General features: G+C 66.2%; 11 protein-coding genes and 1 pseudogene. 4 read left to right on the forward strand and 8 right to left on the reverse strand.

What is annotated here, in order from left to right; genetic code table 11:
- Window positions 1-557: 557 nt before the first annotated feature.
- From N0B31_RS11005 to N0B31_RS11020, 4 genes are all read right to left on the reverse strand, one after another.
- The gene (locus N0B31_RS11005) at window positions 558-2,006 is read right to left on the reverse strand and encodes an acetyl-CoA hydrolase/transferase C-terminal domain-containing protein (protein WP_260643917.1); all 1,449 of its coding nucleotides are present in this window, start codon (window positions 2,004-2,006) and stop codon (window positions 558-560) included.
- The gene (locus N0B31_RS11010) at window positions 2,003-2,560 is read right to left on the reverse strand and encodes a MaoC family dehydratase (protein WP_260643918.1); all 558 of its coding nucleotides are present in this window, start codon (window positions 2,558-2,560) and stop codon (window positions 2,003-2,005) included. Before N0B31_RS11010 ends, N0B31_RS11005 begins: the two co-directional genes overlap by 4 nt.
- 39 nt (window positions 2,561-2,599) lie before the next feature.
- A complete protein-coding gene (locus tag N0B31_RS11015) occupies window positions 2,600-3,178 on the reverse strand; it encodes a hypothetical protein (RefSeq protein WP_260643919.1) in 579 nt (192 codons plus the stop codon).
- Window positions 3,179-3,325: 147 nt separating this feature from the next.
- On the reverse strand, window positions 3,326-3,577 hold the full coding sequence (locus N0B31_RS11020) for an Lrp/AsnC family transcriptional regulator (RefSeq protein ID WP_260643920.1): 252 nt from the start codon (window positions 3,575-3,577) through the stop codon (window positions 3,326-3,328).
- Between the two features lie 167 nt (window positions 3,578-3,744).
- Here N0B31_RS11020 and N0B31_RS11025 point away from each other — a divergent pair, with 167 nt between their 5' ends.
- Window positions 3,745-3,954, forward strand: a complete 210-nt coding sequence (locus N0B31_RS11025) for a hypothetical protein (protein ID WP_260643921.1) — start codon at window positions 3,745-3,747, stop codon at window positions 3,952-3,954.
- Between the two features lie 64 nt (window positions 3,955-4,018).
- Here N0B31_RS11025 and N0B31_RS11030 read toward each other — a convergent pair whose 3' ends face one another.
- Both N0B31_RS11030 and N0B31_RS11035 read right to left on the reverse strand, forming a co-directional pair.
- Window positions 4,019-5,161 carry a mechanosensitive ion channel family protein gene (locus N0B31_RS11030; RefSeq protein WP_260643922.1) on the reverse strand — a complete coding sequence of 381 codons (1,143 nt, stop codon included), beginning with the start codon at window positions 5,159-5,161 and terminating at the stop codon, window positions 4,019-4,021.
- Between the two features lie 112 nt (window positions 5,162-5,273).
- Window positions 5,274-5,510 carry a DUF7861 family protein gene (locus N0B31_RS11035; RefSeq protein ID WP_260643923.1) on the reverse strand — a complete coding sequence of 79 codons (237 nt, stop codon included), beginning with the start codon at window positions 5,508-5,510 and terminating at the stop codon, window positions 5,274-5,276.
- Window positions 5,511-5,730: 220 nt separating this feature from the next.
- On the opposite strand from N0B31_RS11035, the gene N0B31_RS11040 reads away from it, so the two are divergent.
- Complete coding sequence (locus N0B31_RS11040; RefSeq protein WP_260643924.1) at window positions 5,731-7,410, forward strand: COG1361 family protein; 1,680 nt, start codon at window positions 5,731-5,733, stop codon at window positions 7,408-7,410.
- Between the two features lie 20 nt (window positions 7,411-7,430).
- Here the strand turns inward: N0B31_RS11040 and N0B31_RS11045 are convergent, their stop codons facing one another.
- The gene (locus N0B31_RS11045; RefSeq protein WP_260643925.1) at window positions 7,431-8,723 is read right to left on the reverse strand and encodes an RNA-guided endonuclease InsQ/TnpB family protein; all 1,293 of its coding nucleotides are present in this window, start codon (window positions 8,721-8,723) and stop codon (window positions 7,431-7,433) included.
- Between the two features lie 205 nt (window positions 8,724-8,928).
- Here N0B31_RS11045 and N0B31_RS11050 point away from each other — a divergent pair, with 205 nt between their 5' ends.
- Window positions 8,929-9,750: an undecaprenyl-diphosphate phosphatase gene (locus N0B31_RS11050; protein ID WP_260643926.1), complete on the forward strand. Its 822-nt coding sequence runs from the start codon at window positions 8,929-8,931 to the stop codon at window positions 9,748-9,750.
- A 140-nt stretch (window positions 9,751-9,890) separates the two neighbouring features.
- On the opposite strand, the pseudogene N0B31_RS11055 reads toward N0B31_RS11050, so the two are convergent.
- Window positions 9,891-11,225: pseudogene (locus tag N0B31_RS11055) on the reverse strand (RNA-guided endonuclease InsQ/TnpB family protein).
- Window positions 11,226-11,513: 288 nt separating this feature from the next.
- Here N0B31_RS11055 and N0B31_RS11060 point away from each other — a divergent pair.
- On the forward strand, window positions 11,514-11,738 hold the full coding sequence (locus tag N0B31_RS11060; protein ID WP_260643927.1) for a hypothetical protein: 225 nt from the start codon (window positions 11,514-11,516) through the stop codon (window positions 11,736-11,738).
- Window positions 11,739-11,765 lie beyond the last annotated feature (27 nt).

The following is an 11,765-nucleotide window of genomic DNA, read 5'->3' on the forward strand; positions in this document are numbered from 1 at the left end:
GTGAACGACGAGGGTTCCCCATCCGCGCTCGGGGCCGCTCCGGCCATCGCACCACTGAAAACGGTGCATGGGACTCCGGTGCGTCCGACGGGGGCAAATCCACCCGCGTGAGCGGGGTGTCTCGGTTTGTGCGCGATACGTGAGTCCCGCGAGGGATGTGGCGTATTCGGCGTCCAGACGGACGCGGTATCTCCTTGCACCGTGCATCCCCGCCGCCCACGAGGGAGTTGGGGGATGCTCCCGAACGACTCTTTCGAGGCGTCCGGGCACGGGTCGTGCCATCGACCTGCGTCACCTCTCTGCCACGGTGATGACGCTCAACCCCGGCAGGCTCGCGTTGTTGATGCCCACCGTTCGGCGGGTGCGTCGGTGGACGTGAGTCCGGTCGAAGGTGTGGTATCGACCACGCCGACGGGAGGAACGCCAAACCACCTCCACGTTTCCGCGTTGAGTTACCGGAGAAACGACCCAGGCGGCCATAAGCGCGTGGTTCGGACTGTAAGTGGTTGGATTCACGCCCGCCGTGAACGGCGGGACTCTCTCCTCGAATCAGGTAGTCACGCCCGCCAGTCGAAGGCGCTCGGCAGGTCGTGGGGTTCGTGCCCCTCGTCGCCGGCCCGTCCGAGGTACGCCCGCAGGTCGTCGCGGAACTCGGGGGCAGCACAGGCGAGGATGCGCTCGGCGCGTTCGCGTGGCGAGGTGCCGCGCAGGTCCGCGACCCCGTGGTCGGTGACGAGCACGTCCACGTCGTGTTCCGTGTGGTCGACGTGCGTCGCCAGCGGGACGACGCGGGAGATGTCGCCGTCGCCGGCCGTCGAGGGAACCGCCACCACCGAGAGCGCGGCGTTGCGCCAGAAGTCGCCCGACCCGCCGAGGCCGTTCAGCAGGCGCGAGCCCTCGACGTGCGTGGAGTTGACGTGTCCGTACAGGTCGACCTCGACGGCGGCGTTGACGGCGACGACGCCCATCCGCGAGACGACCCCGGGCGCGTTCGACACCTCGGCCGGGCGGAGGACGAGCGCCTCCGCGTACCGCTCGAGGTCGGCGAACAGGCGGTCCTGGCCCTCGCGAGAGAGTGCGAGCGCGGTGCCCGAGACGACCGAGAGGTCGCCGGCGTCCACCATGTCGAGCAGGCCGTCCTGTATCACCTCGCCCACGTACTCGACGGGCGCGTCGAGGTCGCCCAGTTCGGCCATCATCGCGTTGCCGAGCGACCCGACGCCGAACTGCATCCGCAGGCGGCCCGGACAGGGGTCGCGGCCCACCTCGCCCGCGAGGAACGCGCGGAGGTTCGCCGCCACCGCCTCCACCTCGGGGGTCGGGTCGCGGAACTCGTAGGCGTCGTCTCGCCGGTCGGTCCGGACGACGGCCCGGAGTTTCGCGGGGTCGAACGGGATGCGTGGCGAGCCGATGCGCTCGCCAGGGTCGGTCAGCGGGACGGGTTCGCGCTGGGGTGGGTCGGCCGGCGTCCAGACGTCGTGGACGAGTGCGAGTTCGCGGGGGAGCGCCTCGTTCACCTCCACGACGAGCGCGTCGGCCGCCTCGACGAACGCTGGGGTCTGTCCGAGCGACCCGCTCGGGACGAGCCAGTCCGGGCCACAGGCGACGGCCTCGACGACGGCCACGTCGGGGGGGCCGTAGTGGCCGAAGCGGGCCTCGTCGGCGACGGCGGAGACGTGCCGGTCGCTGGTGGCGACGCGACCCTCGTTGGCGGCGGCGCGGGCTTCGGGCGTGCCGGCGTAGGGGTAGCGCCGTGCCACGGCGCCCGCCTCGACGAGCGCGGTGTCGATCTCGCTCCCGACGCTCCCGCCGGAGACGACGGTCAGGGCGAGGTCACGGTCGGCCTCGGCCAGCGCGAGCGGGACGGCCTTCGGGTAGCCGACGCTCCCGAAGCCGCTGACGAGCATCGTGGCGTCGTCGGGGACGTGTTCGGCCGCGCTCGCGGCGTCCGTGACGGGGAGGTCGCCGCGCAGGCGCGCCTCGGGGACCCAGCGGTCGGCGGTCATTCTGGCTGGGTGCCCACACCCTCGGGCCACCCCGGCGGGCGCGCGGCCGACGGCTGGGCGTGCTCGCGCTTGAGGACCATCGGGGTGCGCTCCAGCGAGAGCACCTTCGTCCCCTCCTGGTTGTACGCGCGGAGTTCGGTGGTGACGATGCCGACGTGGTCGCGGGAGTCGGACTCGCGCCTGTCGAGCACCTCGCTCTCGGCGAAGATGGTGTCGCCGTGGAAGACGGGGGCGTGGTGGCGGATGCGGTCGTAGCCGAGGTTCGCGGTGGCGTTCATCGACACGTCGACGACGCTCATCCCGACCGCGAGCGCGATGACGAACGTGCCGTCGACCAGGCGCTCGCCGAACTCCGTCTCGGCCGCGTACGCCTCGTTGAAGTGCATCGGGTTGAGGTTCATCGTCACGTTCGTGAACCAGACGTTGTCCGTCTCGGTGACGGTGCGTCCGAACGGGTGCTTGTAGACGTCCCCCACCCGGAAATCCTCGTAGAAGCGGCCCTGCCAGCCCTCGACGAGGCGAGTCTCGTGGTCGGGGTCCTCGCTGTCGCTCATACCCTCGGGTCGCGGGGCGTCGTGAAAACCGTTGGCCGCTCACGCGGTCGGCGTCGCGGTGACGGTGGCGTTCGCCCACGTCCGGGGCTCCTCACCGAACGACTCACCACACCCGTTCGTCGACGCCGGGTCGATGCCGGTGAACGCGGCCGAACAGCCGGCGAACTCGCCGTTCTCGACGTAGAGCACCTGCACGCCGTGGGCGTCCGGGAGGAGGCCGGCGGGCGACCCGCCGCTCGGGTCGAGCGCGACGCGGTAGCCCACGGCCGGGTGCTCACAGGTGGACTCGACGGGTCCCTCGTGGACCGACTCGACGTGGACGCGGAACCGGCTCAGGTCCGCGCCAGGCGGCGAGACGCGCTCGACCCGGACCGAGAGTGCCGCGTCGGTGTCGGCCACCCGGATCGAACCGTGTCGTTCGTACAGCGAGTCGGGGACGGTCGACCCGACCACCCCACAGCCGGTACCGGTCCGCTCGAACTCGGTCACGTCGAGTTCGGCGGGACCGGTGTGGTCGGAGAAGCCGGGCAGGGCGTTCACGGAGCCGGCGACGGCGAGCGTGAGAGCGGCCGTGACGAGGACGAGCACCACGGTTCGGCGGGAGGGCTGGAGGGCCATACTCCGGGCTGTGGCGCCGACTACAAAGAGTGGCCCGGCTCGGGCGGGTGTGGACACGGGGACTGCGACGACCCGACTCTCACACCCGCTCGTCGTACTGTACCGTCGCAGGTTCCGGAGAGAAGGGTTCGCTGCGCTGCCGCGGCGTCAGTCCGAGGCGGCGGTCCGCCCGCTGGTCCCGTTCGCGTCGGACGGGGCGTTCGTCTCCGGACGGTTGGACTGCCCGACGGTGTAGAGGCCGCCGGTGGTCAGGCGCAGTACGCCCTCGTCCTGCAGGACGCCACACCGCCGGCGGACGCGCGCCGGGTGGGCGTCGACGGCCGCAGCGAGGTCGGTCCACGTCGCCGGGCCGTCGTACCGCAGGCGGTCGAGTATCGCCTCGTCCAGTTGCCGTGGCATCACTACAGACGAGGGGCGCTGGACCCGTAGGTGGTGACCCACAGTACTGCCCCACGGGTCGGTCTCGAGGCGAGCGAGGCGCAGCCGGTGCGAGCGACGGCGTGTCGTCGAGTGAGCGTGTGCCGGCGACACGCTGAAACCCCCTCCCCGATTACGGCCCCCCGAACATGAGTGACTGCACCCACCCGCTCGACCCGGAGTTCGTCCACCCTGGCGACGTCGACATCATCGGCGTCGGCGCCGACGGCGAGGGCACGTTCTTCAAGCTCGCACTCCCCTGCCCCGAGTGTAGCGAGGCGCTCGAGGTCCACGCCCACGTCGACAGCGTCGAGGAGGGCGAGTTCGAGTTGCCGCTCGACGACGCGCGCTACGACTGAGCCGCTCGACAGCCAGTCGCTCGACGCGACGCTGCCGAGGCCGGTCGCCACGACGGCGTCGCGTTCAGTCGTCGTCGCCGACGGCCTCTGCTTCCTCCCCCGCGAGACCGGCGCCCGCGTCCGTGACCGTGGCCGCTCCGTCGACGACGTGGACGTCGCGCTGCGGGAACGGGATCTCGATCCCGGTCTCCATGAACGCGGCGTAGACCCCCTTGTTGAGCAGGTGCGTGGCCCGCCCGCGGAGGACGGGGTCGCGGATCCAGCAGAGCAACTCCACGTCCACGGACGAGTCACCGAACCCGCGGACCCGGACCCGCGGGGTGGGTCGCTCCTGGACGAGCGACTCGGCCTCGGCCACGCCGAGCAACGTCTCCTCGACGTGGTCGAGGTCCGACCCGTAGGCGACGCCGACGGGGATGCGGATACGACGCTCGCGGTCCGGCGCGGACTCGTTGACGACGGTGGCGGAGTTCAGCCGCGCGTTCGGGATGGTGACGAGGATGTCGTCGCGGGTACGGATGACCGTCGAGCGGATGGAGACGTCCTCGACACGCCCGCGCTCGCCCGACTCGAGGACGATGTAGTCGCCGACGCGGTAGGTGCCGTCGAAGTAGAGCGCGATGGAGCCGAAGAAGTTCGCGATGGTGTCACGCGCCGCGAGGCCGATGACGATGCCGAGGATACCCGCGGAGGCGAGCAGCGGCGTGATATCGATATTCCAGTACGTCAGGAGGAGGAAACTGGAGACCGAGATGACGAGGAACGACCAGACGTTCTGGAAGATGGGGACGACGGACTGGTCGACCACCTCCGTCGTCGTGAGTTCGTGTGAGACCTTCCGGCCGACGCGGACGAGTGTGAGCCCCCATATCACGGTCAGCACGGAGAGGATGGTCGCGGCGACCTGCAGGTCGAGCGCGCCGTTCAGGCCGATGGGTTCGCGCGCGAGGTAGGCACCGACGAGGACAACGGTAACGTAGCCTGCCGGGTGGATACCACGGAGGACGATGTCATCCACCTCGCCGTCGATACGGCGGGTGATACGGGTGATGACGCGGTCGCCGCCGACCTGGACGAGACGGGCGACGGCCAGCGAGAGGACGACGATGACGACGAGTGCCTGCCAGTCCGGCAGCGCCGCGAGCGTCCGCTCGAACTCGGCGAGGGCGGCGGACGGGTCGGCGGGGAGGGACTGACCGGTGAACATCGAACCACGTTGGCTGTCGGTGGTCAAAAGACTGTCTGCCGGACGTGCGTGCCGCTGGCAGGGCGCTCGCGGCGGATTTCCGGGAGAGGGAGGCCACGTGAGGGGAACCGCGTCACTTGAACCAGACCGTCGCCCCGACCACGTCCGCGGGGGCGTCGACCTCGCGGTCGAGTCGGCCGGTGAACAGGTCGAAGATGGCGTCGGTGACGGTGACGACCACTGGGTCGCCGTCCGTGGGCGCGACGGTCACCTCGACGCCGGCCTCGCCGCGGGTCACCGCGCGGACGACGGCCTCGGTCCAGTCGTCCACGTCGGTGGTCGGGGGGCGGGCTCGGATGCGGTCGTGCACAGCCGTGGTTGGGACCGACCCGGCGAGAGTGTTCCGGCCGGGCGAGACCGCGTGCCGTGAGCGCGCTCTGATTCCGCCTTCTCGAACGGTAAGGGTGCTGTTAACCTCCTTAGAACCGGAGTTTTCCGCCTTCTAACTAAGACTGTCTGTAGCGGATGACAGGCCGTTAGAGATGAGCCCAGATACTAGCAACCGAGGATCGGCGCGGCAGGTCGCGCTCGTGGTACTGTTCGCCGTCGTGGTGACCGTGGCGGGTGTCGCACCCGCCGTCGCGGGGTCACCCAGCGCGGGAAGCGTCTATCAGATCTCCGGGATGGACGTGCCGTCGTCGGTCACGACCAACGAGTCGTTCAGAGTCTCGGCGCAACTGAGCAACGACGGGGCCATCGACATGCAGGTCGTCGCGTTCCGCATCGACACGAACGGCGACGGCGAGTTCACCCCGAACGAGTCGCTCGGCGCCGAGGCGTTCGTCCTCCACGAGGGGGCCTCCCGGAACGTCACGTTCGACGTATCAGCCGCCGACATCGAGCCGGGCGAGTACGAGTACATGCTCTGGACCGAGTCCAGTAGCATGACCGGTAACATCACGGTCGAGTCGCCCGTCGCGCCCGCCACCTTCCGATTGGTTGGAGCGAGTGGACCAGACCAGATTACCATTGGGGAATCGTTTACTGTGAATGCGCGACTCGCGAACCTCGGTGATCTGAAGGGGACAGAAAACGTGAGTCTCTATTTGGATACCGACGGTGATGGGCTACTGAGTGATGAGGTGGCCTTGACCAGCACGAGTTACGACCTCAACGGGTCGAGTGAGATGACAGTCGGGCTGAACGCCAGTACGCCCGAGGTGAGCCCTGGAACGTACGCAATTGGAGTGACTACGGGTGCCGAAGTCGTAGCAGGCGAGGTAAACATCACGCAGGCACCAGCACCTTTCGAGGTGAGGAGTCTCCGGACCGGTCGGGCGATGGTCGATGGGACCCTGGGCGTCTCGACGATTATCAAGAACGCCGATGATGAAGAGCGGACGGGGATTATCGAAGTGCGGCTCGATTCGAACGGCGACGGCCGGTACACACCAGAGGAGACAGTGCGGACCCGAGAGGTGACACTCGGTGCAGGAGCATCGCAGCTCCACAACTTCGCAGTTGATCTTCCAAGAGGTTACGACCCTGGAACGTACGAGTTCGCATTGGTTACTCCTGCCACAGTGCGGACCGCGACGTTCGAGGTGTTCCGCCCGAGCAGTGGTTCGGACGATGATGAGTCCCCAGAGAGGACGGAAGAACCTCCTGAGACGACTAGAGAGGACGTTGCGCAGGCGCTCTACGGTGAGAGCTACGAGGCGCTCGACGATGGGCAGAAACTCGCCGTCGAGGACGTGTTTGTCCGTCTCCCAGCCGAGGTGCCACTCTCGGAGATTCAGACCCGTCAGCAGCTCTCGCAGGAGTTGTATGGCGAGGACTTCCTCGTCGACGATGAGTTCGATAACGATGGTTCAGAGTATGCATTGACGCCAGAGCAGGCAACGACTGTGCAGAACACATACGACAAGCAGTTCGGTCCACTACCTGAGAGCCCGGATTATTCGCTCGAAGAGGTCGCCGTCGGGCTTTACGGGACGAGTCTCGAGAACCTGAAGGCATATGACCTCTATCAGGTCTACGCGGTGTACAACCGACAGCCGTACACCGAAGGCTACCGGTTCGACCAGTACAGCCTCGGTGATGAGTCAGATACGAAGGTGATTCGGACGCAGCGGCGGATTGCCAATATCAACTACGAGCCTAGTATATACGTCCGAGAATGGCAGACACTCGACTCGGAGTCTGGGCTCTCACTCGAGCGTCTCCTCGAGGTCTACGACGCGTGGCAAGACCAGTTCGAAGAGAACTGATAAAAGGGTAGATATCTGGGTCAGTGACCCACGACTGACGTCGTGGGCTTGTCAGTGGACTCCCCTTCTGCCGTCGCTTTGACGGAGGCGGTGTACTCGCCGTTCAGATTCAGCGTCCCTGACGTCAGCGCACACTGACAGGGTGCGCCTCCACCCGAAGACGTCTGCCCCGAGTGGAGTCGCTTGAGCAGTTTCCGAGCAATATTCTTGCTCGCATTATAATCCGCGTTCAGTTCGTATTCGCACTTCTGACACTTGAACTGGTGTTTCGACCGCCGATTGTTCTCGTGGGTAAACCCACACGACGAACACCGCTGAGACGTGTACGCGGGACTCACCTGCTCGACCTCGATGCCGTACATCTCGGCCTTGTATTCGACGTACTGGTAGAGGCGTCGGAACGCCCATGCGTGGAATCGCTTCGCACCAGCCATTCGGTCACGAATCCCGGTCAGATTCTCGAACGCGATATGCGTACACTCGTAGTCGCGAGCTTCGTCGAGAATCTGGTTCGAGGCGCGGTGGAGTTCGTCTTGCATCCAGCGGTGTTCGCGGTCGTTCATCGACTGCATCGACAGGTGTGCCGACCGCGTTCCCGCCTGTTGCATCGACCCACGAGTCTTCTCAAACTCTCGGCGTCGATGATTCATCTCGTCAGCGTTCCCAACGAACGCGCCCGTCGACGTCACGGCGAGTGAGCCATCCACGTTCAGGTCAACGCCAAGGACTGTTCTGTGCTTGGCGTCTTCAGAAGGAGTCGTGGACTGCTCGCCCGTGGTTCGGCGCATTCGAGCGTGGAGGTAGAACGACTCTGTGGAGCGGTCGTACTGTAACGTGGACATACGGAACTCGTAGTCCTCGTTCAGTAGGTACGCACCAATCGGCGTTCCTTCAGGTTTGTCGGGAAGCACGTAGTCACACTCGACGCGACCGTTCACGGTCGAGAGCGAAACGTGGTCGCGGTGGAACGTCGCACTTCGCTTGTCGTAGACGACGCTCCACGCATCGAAGTGCGGTTGACTGGTGTTCTCGCCGTTCTTGAGTCGGGCGACACCGCTTTTTGTGGCCTCGATAGCACGCCGAATCCCTTTCTGGACGAGATTCGCGGTCAACTCCGTTTCCCCGCGAAGTCGCTCGTAGAGGGCGTTCTCGGCTTGCTGTTTCGAGGTCACGCAGTAGTCGTTCGGGTGTCGCCACGCCCACTCCGAAGTGGTGTTCGCACAGTGGAGGAACTGGGTTTTGGTCTGATGGAGGTCGTCGCACCGCCCTGTGGGTACGTCGAGTTTGATCTTGACGGTGCGAATCACGTCCATCGTTAGTTCACATATCGAAGTACTTCTTTATCATAATTCGGGTTAGCGTGGGGGAGTCGGACTACTATCGCTCGTGGGTTGGTTCGAGCCTTGTCGGATTCCTCCCACGGCTCAAGCCGTGGGCTTCCTCCTTGCATCTATGTGAATCAACGCACATCCAACTCGAAACCACAAACCATTCTTTCGCTCGTGGCGCGTCGACTGCATGGACAGCGACGCCCTCAGACTCGCGTTCGTCGTCGGCCTCCTACAGGGCGTCTTCGAGTGGCTCCCCATCTCCAGCGAGGGGAACGTCTCGCTCTACCTCACCGTCGTCGAGGGGCTCCCGGCCGAGGCGGCCGTCCGCTACTCCCTCTTTCTCCACGCCGGCACCGCCGTCGCCGCCGTCGCGTACTACCGCGGCGACGTGGCCGACCTGCTCCGGGGGCTCCCCGAGTGGCGACCGCGCGGGGCGTTCGAGGCGGGTCGGCGGGCTGACACCACCTTCCTTGCCGCCGCCACCCTCGTCTCCGGCGTCGTCGGCATCACCGCGTTCCTCGCGCTCGAGGCGCTCGTCTCGGAGGTCTCCGGTGGCGTGTTCGTCGCGCTCGTGGGCGTCCTCCTCGTCCTCACCGGTGTCGTCCAGCGCGTCGCCGAGGGGGCGCTCGGGAACCGTGCGACGCCGACGGCGCTCGATGCCGTCCTCGTGGGTGGGTTGCAGGGACTCGCCATCCTCCCGGGGGTCTCGCGCTCGGGGACGACGGTGTCGGCACTCCTCTTGCGCGGCTACGAGGCCCCCGTGGCGTTCCGGCTCTCGTTCCTGCTCTCGATCCCGGCGGCGCTCGGTGCGGGCGTGCTCGCGCTGCTCGACACGGGGTTCCCTGACATCGGGGTCGCGGCGGCGGTACTGGCGCTGGCGACGAGCGCCGTCGTCGGCTACGCCACCATCGACGGCCTCCTGCGGGTGGTCAGCCGGGTGGCGTTCTGGGCCGTCTGCGTGGGCCTCGGGACGCTCGCGGTGGTCGGCGGGCTACTCGTCCTCGTCTGAGTGGTCTCGCGGGTCGAAACAGACCAGTTCGACCGCGTTGCCGTCCGGGTCGTCGAGATACGCCGAGCGCCACTCGACCCAGTCGTGATGACATCCTCCTCGCCGTGAACGGCGAGGGTTCCTCACGCTGGGGGTATCGCTTACCGGCCCACGGAGGCAACTTGCGGGTTCGTATGCTCCTCGTTGGGACGGAAAGAGCGTGATGACTCTGACCAGTGATGGTCGTCCCACTTGAGGCATACAGGCCGTGCCATCGGCCGTGGTGCCGTCGTTTGCCGTTGACAAGACACTACGTGTCTCGTTCGCCAATCAGAACCCGAAGAGTTCTGATGACGTCGAAGGAACGTCTCCGATGCGGTGAGGTCTGCGTGTCCCTCGAATCCACACGGACATGTCAGCGTATCCCTGTGGCGCGTCGTCTCCGCTGTCGAACCACAGTTCGGACACTCCTGACTCGTCCACGCCTCCGAGCGGACCTCGACCGACATACCGAACTCCTCGGCGGTACACACCAGCCTTGCGACGAACGCCCGAAACGCCCAGAAATTGTGCGTCTTGGCGTTCGTCTCCACCGACCAGTGGGTCGAGAGGACGTCCGTCAACGCCCCGACGTACACTGTCGAGACGCCCTCTTCGTAGAGACGTTCGATGAGATCGCGGACGAGCGCGTCTTGCGCGTGGTCGCGCCGCTTCGTCCGCCGGTCGTACAGGTGTTGGATACGGTGACTGCTGTATCGGCCGTCTTCCAACAGCGACTGGAGGCGGGCGACCTCTCGCGTCGTCTCGCGGAACCGCTCGAACAGGTCGCGTCCTTCGTACAGGTATTGCTCACCGGTTGTGGTCGTACAGGCGACGAGCGTGTTCGCACCGATGTCCAGCGCGGCTTCTTCCGAAGCCAGTGGGTGTGCCAGTCGAGAATCGTCGATGGTGACTGGCTGAAAGGCCCTGAACGTCTGTGCGTGTTCGTCGTAGTACAGTTCCAACCGGCCCTGCTTGTCGTACTCCTTCCAATTGGGGTCGCCCCGGACTTCGAGTCGGAGGCGTTCCCGTCGGCCGAGTCCGTACTCGGCTTTCAGGTCCTGACCGACGAGGATGTCGAGGCGGGAGTATTCGCCCCACTCGACGGAGTACGACGTGTTGCGGATGTACGTGCGGAGGTCGCGTCCTTCGCGTTCGTTGCCCTAGTCTCCGGGCTTGCCGTTGGCTTCGCTCTTCTCCTTGAGCGCGAAGAACGACCGCCACGCTTCGCGGCTCTTGCGCTCGATCTGCTGAACCGTCGACGCTCCGAGGACGCCACCGTAGCGACCGCGATACTCGCTGATGTCCCACACGTCGCTGTCGGAATCGGCGTAGTTCTCACGGCGCTCGTAGGTGATTTCGTTCCAGAGGGCGGCAGAAGCGTCCAACAGCCGGCGAAGCAACTCCTCGTCCTCCGCGGACTGCGGAACCACCTGGAACGCGTTGGTCCGCTTCATCGAGCCGACAGAGGGCGCAGCGGTATCTATATAACGGCCATCCGGGGTGAAAGTGAACACGGGGAGATACCCCAGAGTGAGCGGCGTCGGCGGTTGTTCCGCAGTTGTCGGATTCACGCCCGTCCTCAGAACGCTCTGCGTTCTGATGTGCGAACGAGACGCTTTGCGTCTCGTTATCGCCGTGAACGGCGGGACTCTCTCCTCGATTCAGGTAGGCCGCCAGGCGCCAAAGCGCTACGCCCTGCGCGAAGGGGAACATACAGGCACGGCGGGGGCGAAGTCGGGACAATGCAGGACCAGTACAAGGAGCTCATGTTCCGCTCGTTCAAGGACGCGATGGACGTCGTCGCGGACTACAACGAGTGGGCCGAGGACGCGTTCGAGACGCAGGTGCCAGTGCCCCCGCAGGCCGTGCCGCAGGTGGCGATGGCGCTCTACCGCTCGCGGGTGATGGCCCACGCCGGCGGCGACGGCTTCTCGGTCCCCGAGTTCGACGGCCGGATGTACGAGTGAGTTCGGTGACTGCCGACCCGTTGCCGA

It is taken from the genome of Salinirubellus salinus, from assembly GCF_025231485.1.
Classification (GTDB): Archaea; Halobacteriota; Halobacteria; order Halobacteriales; family Haloarculaceae; genus Salinirubellus; species Salinirubellus salinus.